Annotated in this window: 9 protein-coding genes and 1 pseudogene; 6 read left to right on the plus strand and 4 right to left on the minus strand. The window is 60.7% G+C overall.

The window, feature by feature from the left end; genetic code table 11:
• Positions 1 to 109 precede the first annotated feature (109 nt).
• The 5 genes from ACSOSP_RS00105 (at position 110) to ACSOSP_RS00125 (ending at position 11,562) form a co-directional block, all read left to right on the plus strand.
• Entirely contained in the window at positions 110 to 2,044 is a 1,935-nt protein-coding gene (locus ACSOSP_RS00105; protein WP_455308879.1) for an ATP-binding cassette domain-containing protein, read from the plus strand.
• A gap of 369 nt (positions 2,045 to 2,413) precedes the next feature.
• Positions 2,414 to 4,429, plus strand: a complete 2,016-nt coding sequence (locus ACSOSP_RS00110) for a DNA topoisomerase IV subunit B (protein WP_455308880.1) — start codon at positions 2,414 to 2,416, stop codon at positions 4,427 to 4,429.
• 92 nt (positions 4,430 to 4,521) lie between these two features.
• Positions 4,522 to 6,834: a DNA topoisomerase IV subunit A gene (parC, locus tag ACSOSP_RS00115; protein WP_455308881.1), complete on the plus strand. Its 2,313-nt coding sequence runs from the start codon at positions 4,522 to 4,524 to the stop codon at positions 6,832 to 6,834.
• A 242-nt stretch (positions 6,835 to 7,076) separates the two neighbouring features.
• On the plus strand, positions 7,077 to 7,535 hold the full coding sequence (locus ACSOSP_RS00120) for a CopD family protein (protein ID WP_031361286.1): 459 nt from the start codon (positions 7,077 to 7,079) through the stop codon (positions 7,533 to 7,535).
• Between the two features lie 163 nt (positions 7,536 to 7,698).
• The gene (locus ACSOSP_RS00125; RefSeq protein ID WP_455308882.1) at positions 7,699 to 11,562 is read left to right on the plus strand and encodes an autotransporter domain-containing protein; all 3,864 of its coding nucleotides are present in this window, start codon (positions 7,699 to 7,701) and stop codon (positions 11,560 to 11,562) included.
• Between the two features lie 84 nt (positions 11,563 to 11,646).
• Here the strand turns inward: ACSOSP_RS00125 and ACSOSP_RS00130 are convergent, their stop codons facing one another.
• The 4 genes and pseudogenes from ACSOSP_RS00130 to ACSOSP_RS00145 all read right to left on the minus strand — a co-directional run.
• On the minus strand, positions 11,647 to 14,067 hold the full coding sequence (locus ACSOSP_RS00130) for a bifunctional diguanylate cyclase/phosphodiesterase (RefSeq protein WP_455308883.1): 2,421 nt from the start codon (positions 14,065 to 14,067) through the stop codon (positions 11,647 to 11,649).
• Between the two features lie 609 nt (positions 14,068 to 14,676).
• Positions 14,677 to 15,141 (minus strand): RidA family protein, encoded by a 465-nt coding sequence (locus ACSOSP_RS00135; protein ID WP_031361289.1) that lies wholly within the window; start codon positions 15,139 to 15,141, stop codon positions 14,677 to 14,679.
• 85 nt (positions 15,142 to 15,226) lie between these two features.
• On the minus strand, positions 15,227 to 16,423 hold the full coding sequence (locus tag ACSOSP_RS00140) for an aminotransferase-like domain-containing protein (protein ID WP_455308884.1): 1,197 nt from the start codon (positions 16,421 to 16,423) through the stop codon (positions 15,227 to 15,229).
• Between the two features lie 373 nt (positions 16,424 to 16,796).
• A pseudogene (locus tag ACSOSP_RS00145) lies at positions 16,797 to 17,459 on the minus strand (VOC family protein); the annotation flags it as partial.
• Between the two features lie 333 nt (positions 17,460 to 17,792).
• Between ACSOSP_RS00145 and ACSOSP_RS00150 the strand changes: the two are divergent.
• Positions 17,793 to 19,235, plus strand: coding sequence for an aminotransferase-like domain-containing protein (locus tag ACSOSP_RS00150; RefSeq protein ID WP_455308885.1), 1,443 nt, complete (start codon positions 17,793 to 17,795; stop codon positions 19,233 to 19,235).
• Positions 19,236 to 19,368: the final 133 nt, after the last annotated feature.

Here is a 19,368-nt window from a genome sequence, read left to right on the forward strand (position 1 = left end):
CCGCTCGACTTGTCCTGATGGCATAGGGCTTGTAAGCGGCCTCCAGGCGTGCCGGTCAAGACCGGTACAATGGCCCCTTCCAGTATTTGCACTTTTCCGGCTGCCTCCCATGTCGCTTTATTCCATTTCGAACGCGCAACTCGCGTTCGGCCACGTTGCGTTGCTCGATCACGCTGACTTTTCACTCGAAGCGGGCGAACGCGTCGGCCTGATCGGCCGTAACGGCGCCGGCAAGTCGTCGCTGCTGAAGATTATCGCCGGGCTCCACAAGCCGGACGACGGCCTCATCACGCGGCAAAACGAGCTCACCACCGTGTACGTGCCGCAGGAACCCGAGTTCGACCTGGAGGCGTCGGTGTTCGACGTCGTCGCGTCCGGCTTGTCGCATGAGCGGGAACTGCTCGACGAATATGACGTCGTGGCGCACAAACTCGCCGATACCCCCGAAGGTCCCGAGCACGACGCGCTGCTGCATGACATGAACACGCTGCAGTCCTCGCTCGACCTGCACGACGCCTGGAACTGGCAAACCCGCGTGGCGACCACGCTGCAGCAGATTGGGCTGGACGGCGACATTCGTTCGGGCGCGCTCTCGGGTGGCATGAAAAAGCGCGTGGCGCTGGCGCGTGCGCTGGTTGTACAACCTGACGTGCTGCTGCTGGACGAACCGACCAACCACCTCGACTTCGACGGCATTCGCTGGCTGGAAGAGATGCTGGTCACGTTGCGCACCGGTTTGCTGTTCATTACCCACGACCGGGCTTTCCTCGACAAGGTGGCGACTCGCATCGTGGACCTGGATCGCGGACGCTTGCTGTCGTATCCGGGTAACTACACCGCGTACCAGACGCGCAAGGCGCAGCAGCTTGAGATTGAACAGGTCGAAGCGGCCAAGTTCGACAAACTGCTGGCGCAGGAAGAAGTGTGGATTCGCAAGGGCGTGGAGGCGCGGCGTACGCGCAGCGTAGGGCGTATCGCGCGGCTTGTGGAAATGCGCAATGAGCGCGCAGAACGCCGCAACGTGCAGGGCAACGTGAAGCTGGACGTGGGCCAGGGCGAGCGCTCGGGCAAGATCGTCTCGGAACTGACCGATGTGACGAAGAAATACGGCGATCGAACGATCGTCGACAACTTCACCGCGACCGTCATGCGCGGCGACAAGTTCGGGTTCATCGGTCCGAACGGCGCGGGCAAGACCACGCTGCTCAAGATGATCCTGGGCGAACTCGCGCCGGACACAGGCACGGTGCGCACCGGTACGAACACGCAGGTAGCGTATTTCGACCAGATGCGCGCGCAACTCGACCTCGACAAGACCCTCGCCGACACCATCAGCCCCGGCAGTGAATGGGTCGAGGTGAACGGCGTGAAGAAGCACGTCATGAGTTATCTCGGCGACTTCCTGTTCGCACCGGAGCGCGCGCGTTCGCCTGTGCGCTCGCTGTCGGGCGGGGAGCGCAACCGGCTGCTGCTCGCACGCCTGTTCGCGCGGCCGGCTAACGTACTGGTGCTGGACGAGCCGACCAACGACCTGGATATCCAGACGCTCGAATTGCTGGAAGAACTGCTCACCGATTACGACGGCACCGTGCTGCTGGTGAGCCATGACCGCCAGTTCCTGGATAACGTCGTGACGTCGGTGTTTGCGTCCGAAGGCGGCGGCATGTGGCGCGAATATGTGGGCGGATTCACCGACTGGCAGATCCAGCGCGAACGTTCGGAGCGAATTGCTCTGGATGCCGCCCGTGACACGGCCAAGCAGGCGAAGAAGGAAGACGGCCCGAAGGACAGCGGCGCAGGGCGCAATTCGCAACGGTCGAACAAATTGCCCTATAAGGAAGTGCGCGAGCTGGAAGCGTTGCCCGCGCAGATCGCGGCGCTCGAAGCCGAGCAGAAGTCGATTGCATCAAAGCTCGAAGATGGGTCGGTGTACGCGAAAGATCCTAAAGAAGGCACGCGGCTAAGCGCACGGCATGCGGCTATCGACGAGGAATTGCTGGTCGCGCTCGAACGCTGGGAAGAACTGGAAGCAAAGCGCAAGTGAGCCGGGTTTCCAGACCGGCGTCCTTCCCATATCGAAAAATTTGCCGGAAACAGTAAAATACGTCGCGTTTTCGGGCGCACGGCCGCGAGCAGGATTTGCGAAGGATCTTCACGGTTACACCGTGGTGACACCTTGTAGTGAAACGCTGTAGTCAGGCGGGAGGCCGTCGAGGTTCCAGATTCCGAGGTTCCAGATTATTAACGCGCAACCCGGTGCAACCGGCTCAGGTTCGGTTGTCCGGGTTGGCCGAGTTGCCCGAGTTGCCCTGTTATGTTCACGCATTCGCCGGTTGTCCGGCGTGGCCGCTGTCTGAATTCCGCTACCGGATTCGAGCCGCGGCCACCCGGACCGCCGGACCACCGTCCAGACATGTCCACGAAAAAACCCAGCGCCGCCGACGGCGGCAAGAACAGCGGATACAGCGAAGCATCGATCAAGGTGCTCAAGGGTCTCGAGCCGGTCAAGCAACGGCCCGGCATGTACACCCGCACCGAAAATCCGCTGCACATCATTCAGGAAGTCATCGACAACGCCTCCGACGAGGCGCTCGGCGGCTATGGCAAGCAGATCACGGTCACGCTGCACGCCGATCATTCGGTGTCCGTCGAAGACGACGGACGCGGCATCCCGTTCGGCATGCATCCGGAAGAAGGCGTGCCGGTCGTCGAGATCGTGTTCACGCGCCTGCACGCGGGTGGCAAGTTTGATAAGGCTGCCGGCGGTGCGTACACGTTTTCCGGTGGCCTGCATGGCGTAGGCGTCTCGGTGACGAACGCGTTATCCACGCGCCTGGATGTGACCGTGTGGCGCGACGGCAAGGTCGCGGATCTCGGATTTTCCAACGGCGACGTCGTGAAGCCGCTCGAAACCCGCGCCATGAACCGCGGCGAGAAGAAGTCAGGGACTCGTGTCACTGCGTGGGCCAATCCGAAGTACTTCGACTCGCCCAATCTGCCGGTCGGCGAATTGCAGCGGCTCTTGCGCTCAAAGGCGGTCTTGCTGCCAGGTGTGGAAGTCGTGCTCATCAACGAAAAAACCGGCGAGCAGCAAAGCTGGAAATACGAGGATGGGTTACGCGGTTACCTGCTCGAAGGCATGGGCGGCAGCGACTTGCTTATCCCGTTGTTCGAAGGCGAACGGTTCGCCGGCAATGCGAAGTCGAATGAAGAAACCTTCGCCGAAGGCGAGGGCGCAACCTGGGTTGTCGCGTGGAGCGAAGAAGGCCCGTTGTTGCGCGAGTCGTACGTCAACCTGATCCCGACGCCCGCGGGCGGCACGCATGAATCGGGCTTGCGCGACGGACTGTTCCAGGCGGTCAAGAGCTTTGTCGAACTGCACAACCTTCAGCCCAAGGGCGTGAAGCTGCTTGCCGAAGACGTGTTTGCGCGCGTGTCGTTTGTGTTGTCGGCGAAAGTGCTGGATCCGCAGTTTCAAGGGCAGATCAAGGAGCGCTTGAATAGCCGCGACGCGGTGAAACTCGTGTCGTCGTTTACGCGACCCGCGCTCGAATTGTGGTTGAACCAGCACGTGGAGTACGGCAAGAAACTCGCGGAACTGGTGATCCGACAGGCGCAGGCACGTACGCGCGCCGGGCAGAAGATCGAGAAGCGCAAGAGCTCGGGCGTGGCCGTGCTACCCGGCAAGCTGACTGACTGCGAATCGACGGATGTCTCGCGCAACGAACTCTTCCTGGTCGAGGGCGATTCGGCCGGCGGCTCGGCGAAGATGGGCCGCGACAAGGAATTCCAGGCCATCCTGCCGTTGCGCGGCAAGGTGCTGAACACGTGGGAAACCGAACGCGACCGGCTGTTCGCGAACAACGAAGTGCACGACATCGCGGTGGCGATCGGTGTGGACCCGCACGGTCCCGACAGCCTGGACCAGAAGGCCGATCTCTCGAATCTGCGTTACGGCAAGATCTGCATCCTGTCGGACGCGGACGTTGACGGCTCGCACATCCAGGTCCTGCTGCTCACGCTGTTCTTCAAGCACTTTCCGCAACTGATCGAGCAGGGCAATGTGTGCATCGCGCGGCCGCCCTTGTTTCGCGTCGATGCCCCCGCGCGTGGCAAGAAGCCGGCGCAAAAGCTCTATGCACTCGACGAAGGTGAGCTCGAGGCGATCCTGGACAAACTGAGAAAGGACGGCGTCCGCGAAACGCAATGGTCAATCAGCCGTTTCAAGGGCCTCGGCGAGATGAGCGCGGAACAGTTGTGGGACACCACGATGAACCCGGACACGCGCCGCTTGCTGCCGGTTCAAGTCGGCGATCTCGGTTTTGACGACACGGTCACACGCATGACGATGCTGATGGGCAAGGGCGAAGCGGCGTCGCGACGCAGTTGGCTCGAGGAGAAGGGCAACGAAGTAGAAGCCGACATTTGACGCTTTCAAGCTCGGGCGCATACGACGCCCGACCTGTCGCTGATGCTGTATGCACACTCTGAACTTCGTCAACGCATAACACTGGAAATCTGATGGACGATCTCTTCGCGGACCAAGAAGCCGCGCCCGAAGGCGAAAAACTGACGCTCGGCGATTACGCCGAGCGCGCGTATCTCGACTATGCGGTGAGCGTGGTCAAAGGCCGGGCGCTGCCCGACGTGTCCGATGGCCAGAAGCCCGTGCAGCGCCGCATCCTGTTCGCGATGAACGAGATGGGTCTGGCCAACACCGCGAAGCCGGTGAAATCGGCTCGCGTGGTGGGTGATGTGCTGGGTAAATACCATCCGCACGGCGACCAGTCGGCCTACGACGCACTCGTGCGCCTCGCGCAGGCGTTTTCAATGCGCTATCCGTTGATCGACGGGCAAGGCAACTTCGGCTCGCGCGACGGCGACGGCGCGGCGGCCATGCGTTACACGGAAGCGCGTCTTACCCCGATCGCGAAATTGCTGCTCGATGAAATCGACATGGGCACCGTCGATTTCATGCCGAACTACGACGGTTCGTTCCAGGAGCCGAAGCTTCTTCCCGCGCGCCTGCCGTTCGTGCTGCTGAACGGCGCGTCGGGTATTGCCGTAGGGATGGCGACTGAGGTTCCTTCGCACAATCTGCGTGAAGTCGCGGCCGCCGCGGTGGCGATGATCCGCGATCCGAAGATCGATCATGCGCGGCTGGTCGAGCTGATTCCCGGTCCGGATTTTCCGGGTGGCGGGCAGATCATTTCGAGTCAGGCCGAGATTGCGGCGGCTTATGAAACCGGCCGCGGCAGCCTGAAGGTGCGGGCGCGCTGGAAGATCGAGGAGATGGCGCGCGGTCAGTGGCAATTGGTCATCACGGAATTGCCGCCAAGCACGTCGGGCCAGCGGGTGCTCGAGGAAATCGAGGAACTGACGAACCCGAAGATCAAGCTCGGTAAGAAGGCGCTGAGTCCTGATCAATTGCAGACCAAGCAGACGCTGCTCGCGTTGCTCGACACGGTTCGGGACGAATCCGGCCGCGACGCGCCAGTTCGACTGGTGTTCGAGCCGAAGTCGAGCCGTATCGACCAGACGGAGTTCGTGAATTCGCTGCTCGCGCACACGAGCCTGGAGTCGAACGCATCGATCAACCTGGTGATGATCGGCGCGGACGGCCGGCCGCGTCAGAAAAGCATCGGCGAAATCCTGCACGAATGGGTCGGCTTCCGGTTCACGACGGTCACGCGTCGCACGCAGCATCGCTTGGGGAAGGTGAACGACCGGATTCATATTCTTGAAGGGCGGATGATCGTCTTCCTGAATATCGATGAAGTGATCCGTGTCATCCGCGAAGCCGACGATCCGAAGCAGGCGTTGATGGAGCGGTTCAACCTCAGCGAGCGCCAGGCCGACGACATCCTCGAAATCCGCTTGCGGCAACTGGCGCGGCTCGAAGCAATCAAGATCGAGCAGGAGCTGAAGGAATTGCGCAGCGAAAAGGAAAAGCTCGAAGAGTTACTGAACAGCGACGCCGCCATGAAACGCCTGCTGATCAAGGAGATCGAAGCCGATGCCAAGCAATATGGCGACGATCGCCGCACGTTGATCCAGCCGGAAAAGCGGGCGACGTTCGAGGCGCGGGTGGTCGACGAGCCGGTGACGGTGGTGGTGTCTCAAAAGGGCTGGGTGCGGGCGTTGAAGGGGCATGGCCTCGATCCGGCCAGCTTCCAGTTCAAGGCCGGTGACGGCATATACGCCGCGTTCCAGGCGCGTACGCCGGACATGCTGATCGCGTGGGGCAGCAACGGGCGTGTGTACTCGGTGCCCGTCGCCATCCTGCCGGGCGGACGCGGCGACGGTGTTCCGGTCACGTCGCTGATCGAACTCGAGTCGGGCTCGCATCTGCTGCATTATTTTGCCGCTTCGGTCGATCAGCCTTTGCTGCTGGCATCGAGTAACGGCTTTGGCTTCATGGCCAAGCTGGGCGACATGGTGAGCCGGGTGAAGGCGGGCAAGTCGTTCATGACGATCGATGAAGGCGCGGCGCCGCTTACGCCCATGCCGGTGCTGCCCGGCGCGACGCGGATCGTTTGCTTGTCGAGCAACGGGCGCCTGCTGGTATTTGATATCGACGAGATGAAGACCTTGTCGGGCGGCGGCCGGGGTGTCATTTTGATGGCGCTCGATCCGAAAGAGACGTTGCGGCAGGCGTTGGCTATCGATGCACGCGGTTTGGTGCTGATCGGCACGGGACGTGGCGGCAAGGCGCGTGACGAGAAACTCGCGGGCGCAGCCCTGGAAGCACACGTAGGCAAACGGGCGCGCAAGGGCCGTGCGCCCGAGTCGACTATCAAGGTGACAGAGTTGCGGCCGGTGTTCGAAGGCTGACAACCGACGCGCAATGACGCGCAATGACGCGTAATCACGCGCCCCGGGTTGGCTAAGCCGGCCCGGGGTGTTTGTTTATCTCGAAAATACTTGAACTGGCTTCGCCTGACTGGGTCGAACGCCCGAACCTTTTGAAAAAAGGCGGCGGGCGAAGTGGCGCGAAGTGGCGGATAGGTGCTTAGGTGATTGAGTGCTTGGCTCGGTAGTGGGAACCGGTGATTCACCTGCATTTAGGAACGTTAATGAATAAAGCGATTGAAGTGGCGCTGTTCCTGCATTTGTTGGGGGTGGCGGTCTGGATTGGCGGGATGATTTTTGCTCACTTCTGTCTGCGGCCGGCCATAGCGGATTTATCGCCGCAATTGAGGTTGCCGTTATGGGAGTCGGTATTCGCTCGATTTTTCAATTGGGTGGCGGCATCGGTGCTGGTGATACTGCTGACCGGCGGCTTTTTGCTGACGCAATTCGGCGGCGCCCACGCGGCTTTGCCGTTACACGCCATGGCGGGTCTCGGCATTGTGATGATGCTGATATTCGGCCATATCCGGTTTGGCGTATTCCCTAAAATCCGGCGCGCAGTGCAGGCGCAAAACTGGCCGGATGGCGCTAGAGCAGTGGGGACGATCAGGAGGCTGGTCCTGGTCAATATCGTGCTGGGTGTGGTGACCATTGGCGCAGCGGTGTTGTCGCGGGGAATGTAGCGCGTTATTGCACAATCGCTCGCGGAAATGGACGGTGGACTGCACCAACGACTGCACCAACCATTCCCGGCGTTTCATTGCGTGTCTGAAGCGATTGCTGCTCATGGTCAACACCTTCACGACGGTCTAAAGTGCTGAGTCCTATCGTTTTGGGAACTGGGCAATGCGCGCTTTGGACGAGTTGGCAAGGGGACGCTCCGGCTGGGCGATATCCTGGCCGAAAACGGGGCATCCCTGGCGGGACGTTCCGATAACCCTCCTGATCGTGATCAATTGCATTGGGGGCAAAGCGAGCGCCACTGACCTCGACAGTTCCCTGACCGGCTATATCCTGGCTCCGGCGGGCAACCCGTACAACGTGCTCACTGGCGCGAATATCGATACGACCGCACAGGGCAGCATCGGGATTGAAGGGCAGGCCAATAAATCAGCCACGTGGGCGCTCACGAATAATGGAACCGTCATCGGCGGATATTTCTCGGTCGAATTCGACAGTCCCGTTGTACTTGTCAATAACGGATCGCTGATTAGCCGGACCACGACAGCCGTCGCCTTATATAGCGGCGGTAATGTGACTAATACCGTTGGCGCTTTTATTGTGGGCCGGTTTGACGGCGTGTTTGCCAATAGCGCAAGCAGCTCAGTCACCAATGCGGGCGATATTGGCGGCTCGGCAGCGGATATTACACAGACCCAGTCGGGGATTCATTTACCGAACGGCGGAACCGTCACGAATCTCGCCACTGGAAAAATTGCTGCTTACGGTCCGGGCGTTATTTCAAATTCGGCGATTACGATCCAGAACGCCGGACTGATCAGTTCGCTCAACGGTACGGCAATCGACCTGACCGTCGGCGCATCCGGCGTCGGCAGTGTGGTTTCCAACAGTGGCACCATCATCGGGCAAGGGGGCACGGCGATTCTCTTTGGCCCGGACGACAATACCTTGATTCTGGCGGGGACCTCGGTGATTAGCGGCATTGTCGATGCGAGTGCGCATGGCGTATCCACAACCAATACGCTGGTTCTCGGCGGAGCCAGTTCGGGAAGATTCGATATATCGAGTCTTGATGCATCCGGGCAATATCGCGGCTTCGACATCTTGCAAAAGAACGATTCGGGCGCCTGGACCTTGACCGGCACAAATGGCGCCGCGCAGACATGGCTCGTCAGCGGAGGCGGTGTGGAGATGGCGGGGCGTTTAAGCGGGGGTCTCATTGCAACGCCCGGGGCAACGGGGATCGATATCGAGGTAGTGTCCGGCGGCGCGGTTATCGCTTCATCGGGAAATGCGGTGTCGGTCAATGAGTCGAGTCGCGTAGTCAATGGCGGATTGATAAGTAGTAGTGCCGAGGGTGTCGCCGCGGTGGTCGCGAATGGTGCGGGAACGACCGTGGTCAACGCGGGGTCCATTGCAGCGACCGGTGGGAACGCAGCCGGAATCGCGATCAATGCCTCGACGGGCGCGGCGAGCTTGACGAACGAGCAGGGCGGATCGATTACCAGTGCGGGAGGCGTTGCCGTACAGGCCGGCTCGAACGTCTCAATTGTCAACGCGGGGTCTATCGCCGCGGCGGGTGGGAGCGCAGCGGCGATGACGATCGACGCATCGTCGGGCCCTGCAACTCTTCTAAACAAACCAGGCGGATCGATTACAGGTGCGGCCGGCGTCGCAGTGCAGACGGGCTCGAATGTGTCGATCGATAACGCGGGCGTTATTTCAGCACAAGGCCCAAACGGAATGGGTATTGTGATCGACGCTTCAGCCGGCTCAGCGAGCTTGACGAACGAGCGGGGCGGCTCGATTACAAGCGCTGGAGGCGCGGCCGTACAGGCCGGCTCGAACGTCTCGATTATCAACGCGGGGTCAATTGCAGCGACGGGCGGGAACGGAGCGGGTGTGACGATCGACGCGCCAACGGGCCCTGCGACTCTTCTCAACCAGGAAGGCGGATCGATCAAAAGCGCAGCGGGTGTCGCTGTACACGCCGGCCCGAATGTCTCGATCACCAACGGGGGGTCTATCGCAGCCGAAGGTACAAACGGAACGGGCGTCGCGATCGATGCATCAACAGGTTCAGCAAGTCTGACGAACGAGCAGGGCGGCTCGATTACAAGCGCGGGAGGCGCCGCCGTACAGGTCGGCTCGAATGTTTCGATCTACAACGCGGGAACCTTGATCGGAAATGGCGCCGCGCTTCGTTTCACAGGGTCGGGCAATCGCCTGACGCTCGACAGTGGCAGTCAGGTATCAGGCGATCTCGATGGTGGAAGCGGCTCGGCGAATGCGCTCGTCATACAGGGTTCGGGAGCACTGTCCAGTCGCACCTACGGCTTTTCCACGCTGGCGATGCAAGGCATCGACTGGACCGTATCCAGTTCCGTTCAGATAGGTAGCTCAAGCGCGATTGAAAGTGGCACCCTCAAGCTGACAGGCACCTTGACTTGTCCAGTGATAACCGTCGCTCCGGGCGCGACCCTGACTGGAACGGGAACCTTGAATGGCGCGCTCACGTTGCAAGGCGTCATTGCACCGGGCGTGACGAGCACCGCCGCGACAACAGGTCTTCAGCCTTTGGCGATCGGCACGTTGTCGGTCGCCGGCTCATACATCCAGGCCATCGGCAGCCGCTACGAAGCCAATGTCTCGCCGCAAGGAATCGACCTCATCAGCATCGATGGCACTGCAACGCTACAGGGTGGCACCGTACAAGCGCATTTGCGCGCCGGATTATTCACGCCAAGCGACACGTACAAGATACTTAGTACAACTTCTGGTGTAAATGGAACTTTCTCGGGCATCACAACGTTCAGCCCATTCGTTTTGCCGACATTAATTTACGACACGAACAATGCGTACATTCATGTACAACGCGGCTTCCAGCTCGCCGGCGGCACGCCAAACGAGATAGCGGTCGAGGCGGCGCTTGATCATGGCGTAGCGGGCATCGGCACGGGCGCTCTGCCCACTCGCGATTTTCTGTCCGTCACGGGTGACCTGCTGAATCTTGAAGGTGCATCGGCTTACGCGGCAATCGACCAACTGGGCGCGGAAGCCTATACCGCGTTCTCGAACGCTCACTTCGAAGCCGCTCGGCTTGGCATGGACGCAATCGATTCAAGATTGACCGCGGCACGGACCACGGGGGCATGCGCCGCAGGCGAGTCGGCTGCGCCGGCTGCAAGCGGCGAGCGGGCATGTTCGTGGATCGGCGTGCTCGGCAGTACCGGCAAGACAGACGGGTATGACACGTGGCTCGGGCAGCAAACAAGCGTGGCCGGCGTGATATCCGGCGTCGATTACCGCGTCGCGCCGCGGTTCACGCTGGGAGCCGCTTTGGTTGCCGTCCACGGTAATACGTCGACCGACACGCTGCCTGTTCACGGCCAATTCGATAGCTATCAGGCTGCGCTTTACGGCAGCTATGTGCCGGGAGCTTATTGGCTTCAGGCCACGATCGGCTATGCGCGCAATGACGATGAAATGAAACGCTCCCTCTTTTTCACCGATACCCCGCGCACAGCCCTTGGCAACGTCGATGGAAACCAGTACTTCGCATCGCTACGTAACGGCGTGGATTTGCCAATAGCGACATTCGGTGTATTCACGCCGTTCGTGGCGCTTGAAATGCAGAGCGTCGAAAATCCGGCATTCACTGAAACCGGTGCAGATTCGGTGGATCTGGCAGTGTCAGGGAATACGACGAATTCAATGCGTTCGTTACTGGGTGCGCAATGGCGAAAAGGCGTCGACTGGTTCGGCCGCGCCTGGAGCTTGAACGGGCAACTGGCCTGGGCTCATCAATATGGCGAGCAGACACAAGCGATCAATGCACGCTTCGAAGGCGCTGCCGATAGTGACTTTACGGTTCACGGCAGCGGACCGGCGCGAGATATGGCGCAGGTCGGTCTTGGAGCCCGAGTGGAATTGGGCCGGCAAATCCACGCCTTTTTACGCTACGACGGTGAATTCGGCGGTGGCGGTCATACGCATGCGGGAAGCGCGGGCATCGATTACCGATGGTGACGCCGGGAAACCTGATTCAACCGCTCCTTGCTCCGACCTTGAACGCAGCCCGCCCGGCCATTGCGATCTGGTCGACCCCCAGAATCACTCAACCGCATTGGACGGCGCTTCTCCCAACGGCAGGGCCGCCACGTCGGCCATGAGCCCCAGGCCGCAGACCCCAAACCGGTCAAGTAGCGCCTGCACACCGTCTGCCGGAACCGCGCGAGAAAAGAGAAATCCTTGGGCCTCGATCGGTCCAAGCCGGGACAGCCATGCAACCTGCTCCTCGGTTTCGGTCCCTTCAACCACAACCGTCAATCCCAACGACCGGGCGAGATTGACAATGGCTGAGACCATCACGCAAACACTGCGGTCGTGCGGAATCGCCTGAACGAACGAGCGATCGACCTTGAGTGTATCGACGGCAAACCGGTTCAGATAAGACAGCGACGAATATCCGGTACCGAAATCATCCAGTGCGATCCTGACGCCAAGCCGCTTCAACGCAGAGATCTTTTCCGCGACGATATCCGGAAACTCCATCATCACGGTTTCAGTAATCTCGAGTTCGAGTTTCCCCGGCGCGATACCGTTTTCGCGAATGGCGGCCGCCACGGTCTCGAGCAAATCCCCGCGCCAGAACTGCACCGCCGAGATATTCACCGCGAGTGACAACCCGTCGTAGCCTTGACGCTGCCAGACCGCCAATTGACGGCAAGCGGTATGAATCACGAAGTCGCCGATCGGCACGATCAGTCCCGTCGATTCCGCGACCGGAATGAACTCGTTGGCCGGAATCAGACCGTGCTGAGGATGGTTCCACCGGGCAAGCGCTTCGAAACCCGTGATACATCGCCGGGTCAGGTCGATCTTCGGCTGATAAGCGAGGAACAGTTGATCCTGGGCCAGGGCGACCCGTAATTGCTGTTCCCACTTCATCAAATGATCAGCGCGATGCGACAACTGCGGAGAATAAAACTGATAGCAGTTCTTGCCCGCGTCCTTCGCGCTGTACATGGCCAGATCGGCCTTCTTCAGCAAGTCGATTTCGCTTTCGCTCGACACTGAATACAACGCAATGCCAATACTCGCGTGCAACACGAAGGCGCTGCCGCGCACGTCGAACGGTGTCGCGAACATATGCGAAACCGCTTCCGCCAGTTCAACTGCTTGCCGCTCGACGTCAGCGCCCTTGACCACCACGACGAATTCATCGCCGCCGATACGTGACAGCGTGCCGTTGTCGCTGACCGTTTCCGCCAGTCGCGACGCGGTCATTTGCAGCACGATGTCGCCGGCATTATGGCCGAGGGTATCGTTGACGGTCTTGAAGTTGTCGAGATCGATGAAAAGCAGCGCGAGATGGCCGACGTTCTCCGGCTTGGCAACGTCGTGACGCAGCATTTGCAGCGTGGAATAGCGGTTTCGCAGACCGGTCAGCAAATCGTATTCAACGAGATGCGTCATCTCGCGCTCACGTCCGAGCAGCTTGCCGATCAGTCCGGTCGCAACCGCGAAAAAGCCAAGCATGGCGAGCGAGATGAAAGTCGCCATCAAAAGATAAACGCGCCGCGTGTGATTGAAGTCGGTGAATTCCTCTGCCTGTGACAGCCCGACAAGCACACCGAGCGGATAGCCATCTATGTGCCGATACGAAACGATGCGCGTGACGTTGTCGATCGGATCGACATAGATGCCCGATGCGTGCTCGGAGGTCGGGTACACGCCGCTTGCTGTGAACCCGCCGTGCGTGTCGGTGCCGTCGACCTTTTTCATCGGGCGGCCGTCCGGTGAGGTGGCTGCCAGGCCGGGACCGGGGCCGGGACCGGGACCTACGCCGGTGCTGCGCGCGAGCACCGAGCCGTTGTCCGAAATCACGGCAACCACGCCGTCGCGTCCGATCGACGCCACGTTGTAGAAGTCGCTCGTGAAGTAGCTGGGATCTTCGGACACCACCACGACGCCGGCAAACGAGCCATCGGGATGATTCAGGCGGCGTGTGATCTGCAAGGTCCATTGGCGGGAAACGCGGCCAAGCACGGGCTTGCTGATGTAAAGCAGGTCGTCGTTGGAAAGCTGGTGAATCCGGAAATGTTCCCGATCGGAAAGATCGACGGGTTTTGCTATGGCGCCGGCTGTGGACCCGATCAGCATGCCGTGCTCGTCGATCAATGAAACCTGCACGAGCGTGTCGCTTTGCACCACGCCTTTTTCAACCGTGCTTGCGAGGTTGAACTGTCCAGGCGTCTTCTCGAACTCGTATTTGACGAAACGCGTGATCTGGTCGACCTGATGAATGGCTTTGATCGTGTGCTGCTCGAGGGCGGACGAGAGGATGGCCGCCGAAGCCATCGACGCGTGCGTGGCGGCCTCGCGCTCCACCGACAGGCGCGCGAAGATCACCGTCCACAGCAGGACGAGCACGAGCGCGCCCAGCGCTGGAATGGCGAACAATGCGCGGCGCCGTCGCGGAAAATCCGCTTGTTTCATGTCGCGTGGCGCTTTGGGCCGTGATCGATTCATGGGTTTGGTCAGTCCATGGACCCTGTGACGGGTTGCGCCGATAGTGCGTCCGGAACAACACAAATGAGTGTCGGCATTGCAGCAGTGCGTCCAATGCCGGTGAGGCGGGGTGTTATTGCCGTTTTTCCGATGAACCCGGCCATCGTTCGAGTTAGTTTTGCAGCCCCTCTTTGCAGACTGGGACCTGCGTGCGCGTCAAGCACACTTGCATTTCGCTTACGATGGTTTTGATAATACTGCTTTTGGAACTCCGTCCGGCATTGGCCCGGGTTCACCGATAGCCCCTGGTTATCCAGTCTCCCCCGCGTGAGACCGATTTCCATAATGGCGGCTGAGTCAGATAATACCAATGACAACCGGCTTAGATATTACTGAAGGCCACTCATTTAAGGAAGCGCGGCGGCGAGGCGAAGTATCGAGGTATACACGGATAGGCTGAAGCGCTTATCTGGAGGGGCTCCGGCCGGGGTGGCACATGTTTCTGGAAAGTGAATTTAAGCGAACGGAATGCGGTATTTTGAATCCCGATGCCGGGCGGCATCGGGATTAAGAACAAGACTAAAATTCGTTGCAGCGATTTATGCTTCTTAAGCGTTTAAAGCAGCGCTTTCAGCTCACTTCGGCAATCAATTCGATTTCGACGCACGCGCCCAGCGGAATCTGCGCTACGCCGAATGCTGAGCGTGCATGTTTGCCGGCCTCACCGAAAATATCGGCGATCAACTCGGATGCGCCGTTGGTCACCAGATGCTGCTCGGTGAACTCGAACGTGGAGTTGACAAGGCTCATCACCTTCACGATCCGCGTCACCCGGTTCAGGTCGCCGACGTGCGCGTGCAGCGTCGCGATCAGGTCGATGGCAATGGAGCGCGCGGCGGCACGGCCTTCCTCGGTCGTGAGCGTGGCGCCCAGTTTGCCCGCCCACACCTTGCCGTCCTTTTTCGCGATGTGGCCGGACAGATAAACCGTGTTGCCGCTTTGCGCGCTCATCACGTAGGCGGCGGCGGGGGCGCCTGCCGTCGGCAATTCGATGCCGAGTTCCTTCAGCTTGTCGTAGACGTTCAGTTGGGCCATGGGGTATTCCCTAGAAATGGAAAGGATGAAGCGAGAGCGTACCAAGGCGGTCGTCCCGCCGCGGCACGCTTGCCATGCGACGAGATCAGACCAGCGCGCGGATCAGCGCACCGAGCTTGGCGACACCTTCGTCGATTTTCGCTGGCGGCACGGTCACGAACGACAGGCGCAGCGTGTTGTGTTGCGCTTCATTCGCAAAGAACGGGCCGCCGGGCACGAACGCGACGTGCTGCTCGATTGCCTGCTCGAGCAGCTTCATTGTATCGATGTGCTTCGGTAGATTCACCCACACGAACATGCCGCCTTCCGGACGATTCCACTCAACGCCCGCCGGCATGTGCTGTTCGAGCGACGCCAGCATCGCCGCGCATTGGTCGCGATACAGCGCGCGGATCTTCGGGATATGCGTCTCAAGGAAGCCATCTTTGACGACTTCGTGCACGATGCGCTGCGTGAGGCTCGGTGTGTGCAGGTCGGTTGCCTGCTTCGCCTGCACCAGCTTGAAGTGCAACTCTTCGGGCGCAATGATGTAACCCACGCGCATGCCGGGCGACAGGACCTTCGAAAACGACCCCAGATGCACGATGTGGTCGGGCGCCATCGACAGCATGGTTGGCAGCGGTGCGCCTGCGTAGTCGAGGGCGCCGTACGGATCGTCCTCGATCACCGGGAAGCCGGCGCGTTGCGCGAACGCGGCAAGAGCGGTGCGGCGTTCCAGAGACAAGCGACGGCCCGTCGGATTCTGGAAATTGGGCTGCGCGTACAGCAGGCGCGCACCAGCCGTCAGGTTGGCGTCAAGCGAGGACGGGATCAAGCCGTGTTCGTCGGTCGGGACTTGCACGTAGTTCGGCTCATACATGGAAAACGACTGCAGCGCGCCAAGATACGTGGGCGTTTCGACCAGTACGCGGCTTGCGGGGTCGATCAGCACTTTGCCGAGCAGGTCGAGCGCTTGTTGCGAGCCCGTTGTGATCAGCACTTGCGATGGCCGGATCGACGCGCCGTTGACCGAGTAACGTTGCGCGACCCATTCGCGCAGCGGCAGATAGCCTTCGGTGGCGCTGTATTGCAGCGCGGCGGCGGGGCTGTCACGCAGGATGCGGTCGCACGCCACGCGCATTTCCTCGACAGGAAATGTAGCCGGCGACGGCAATCCGCCCGCGAATGAAATGACCTCGGGCCGCTCGGTGACCTTCAGGATTTCGCGAATCGCCGAACTGGTGAGCTTTCTCGCACGTTCGGAAAGTTGCCACGGCTGGGCTTGAAGGTCGGCTTGATTCATGGGGTCCTCAGTTGGTCTCGGTGAGCGGTTTTAATGCGCATGCGGGTTGATAAAAATGCTGCACGGTGCTTCGAATAAGGTCCTGCGTACTGCAATTTAGCGCGACAGATGAACTGCGGCGGATGCTTATTATCGCGTGCCTGGTGGCCGGGGTTGTTCGTCAAACACGGCGCCAATAAAAAGCAAGCCGGTCGTCCTATTGTTCATCCTGCGTCGGCTCGGCCGTGTCCTCTGGCGTGTCCACGTCATGCGTCTCAGTGGCGTCCTCGGTCTTCCTGCTCTTCGCGCGCTTGCGGGCGGGCTTCGCCGGCGTGACCTCTGCCTGTTTGAGCGCTTCGATCGATTCCGCCGATTCACCCAGCGTAACGATGGAACCGTCCGCCAACTCAAATTCCGCGACGAGTACCGGCGCGCCCGCCGTCACCTCGACCTGCATCAGGTGCGACACGCCGAGCCATGCCAGTTGCTCGGAGATCAGGTGCGCACGCGGATGGAACCCCGTCAGCGACTTCAGCGCAATGCCCGTTTCCGGCAACGATTCGCTCGGATGCAGCGGCGTGTCCCACTGAATCAGCGATGGCAGCAGCCCGTCACCGGCGCCTTGCCACGCTGGAAAAGCGCCATCGCCCGGGACGGTGAGGCCCCAGGCGTTCCCGCCGCGTGTCATGGCTACGACAGCCGGGATGCGCTCCGGATATTGAGCCTGCCAGCGCGTCAACGACTTCGGCCGCTTCACCCCTGCGACCCAGTGCACGAGTTGCGGGCCGGCTTCGAGGCGCTTGCGCAGCGCCGGGTCGTCGAGTGCAAAGAGGCGAGGGCGCGGTGTATCGATTGGCTCTGCGTTCGGGTCGATCGCGATCACTTCGAGATACGCGCCGCCCCACAGGTTCAGCAAGCGGTTATGCGTGCGCATCAGCGGATGCGCACCTCCTCCGGTCATCTCCACGCCCAGTTTCGCGGCGATGAAATCCGCGCCTTCCTCCAGCGTGCGGGCGGCGATAACGAGGTGGTCGAGTTGCGGCGGATGAGCGGTCATAGTGCACAAGTAGCTTCAAGGAAAATTGCCCGGACAACGCCGGCTGAGCTCGTCAGCATACCCGTTCCGCCCGGCCGTGCCGCTGCGCCGGGTCTGCGTTAGCCATTAGGCCGGGTATTTGACCTGACAATTGCGTGTGGCTCGAATCAACCGAAAACGCGGGAAAACCCTCTCTGCAGCCGTAGAAACGCATGAAACGCGTACAAAAACCCCCAAGTTTACCTATCGTCCCAGTCTGAAATGTATCGGCAACGACCGTAACAGTAACGGTACAATCGATCCGATACTCTGCGGTACAGTCATCGAACGCATTCAATCCCGATGGAACTCGACATGTCAGTCCCGCTCGACCAGATCCCTGCGCCCCACGGCGCGCCGCAACTGACACTTGTCGACCAGTTGGTCCAGTGGGGCCGTCGCCGGATCGACGAGCGGGTGTTCCGTCCGGGCATGCGCATGCCGTCCATCCGCAAACTGGCAGTGGACAAGGGCGTGTCGCGTTTTACGGTGGTCGAGGCGTACGAACGGCTGGTGGCGCACGGTTACCTCGACTCGCGGCGCGGCTCCGGATTTTTCGTGCGCGACCGGACCAGCTCCAACGATTCCCACGTCCACCCAACACTGGCCACCGAGCGCGCACCGGTGCCCAGCACCATCGACGTGGTTTGGCTGCTGCGCAATATGCTGCACACGTCGAGTCCGGCGAAGGGGCCGGGTATAGGTTATCTGCCGGCTAGCTGGCTGAACGGTGAGTTGCTGACCAGCGCGTTGCGCTCCATGAGCCGGCAAAGCGGCGCGCAAATGCTTGGCTTCGGCACGCCGCAAGGGTTCCTGCCGCTGCGCCAGCAAATCCAGACCAGGCTGGAGGAGTTGGAGATAGGCGCGTCGACGGAGCAAATCGTGATGGTGTCCGGCGTGACGCAGGCCATCGACCTGATCGCGCGGGTTTTCGTCAAACCGGGCGACGCGGTCATTGTGGGGGACCCCGCGTGGTTCCAGATGTTCGGCCGCTTCGTGGCGCAGGGCGCGCGGTTGGTCGGCATGCCTTACACGCCGGACGGGCCCGATCTCGACGCGCTCGAAGTCATGGTCCAGACCTGGCGCCCGAAGATGCTCGTGATCAATTCCGTGCTGCAGAATCCTACCGGCACGTCGCTGACCGCGGCGCAGGCGTTTCGCATCCTGCAACTTGCGGAAACCTACGATTTCATCGTCGTGGAAGACGATATCTACGGCGATCTCTGCCCGACCAATTTCCCCGCAACACGACTCGCGAGCCTCGATCAACTGAAGCGGGTGATCTTCCTCAACAGTTATTCGAAGACGCTCGCGCCGAATTTGCGCGTGGGTTATGTTGCCGCAGCGCCTGAAGTGGCGAATGCTATTGCCGATCAGAAAATGCTGGTGGGCATGACGAGCCCCGAACTCAACGAGCGCGTGCTGTACAAAGTGCTCACCGAGGGGCACTACCGGCGTCACGTCGAACGGTTGCGCGCAAAGCTGGACGGAGTTCGCGAGAAAACCGTCCGCATGTTCGAAAAAGTCGGCTACAAGCCGTATCTGGTGCCATCGGCGGGCATGTTTTTATGGGCCGATACCGGCGTTGACTCCGAGGGGCTCGCCGCCGCGGGACACGAAGCCGGGTTCTTGCTGACGCCCGGCAGCTTGTTTTCGCCGCATCAACTGCCCAGCACGTGGATGCGCTTCAACATCGCCAATTGCGGCGATCCGGGCCTGCCCGCCATGCTCTCCGCGTATTCGGATCGCGTCGGGTAGCGCTGTTCGAGCACGCTCGCATGTAATCAACAGGCGCGATGCAGCCCTTGAAATTATCGCGGGCGACCTCATCTCTCGCAGAATTCGCGCGGTGCATGCTGGCGGCAGGCTGCATCGTGACCGCAGAAAAATT

The organism is Caballeronia sp. KNU42 (genome assembly GCF_053760385.1).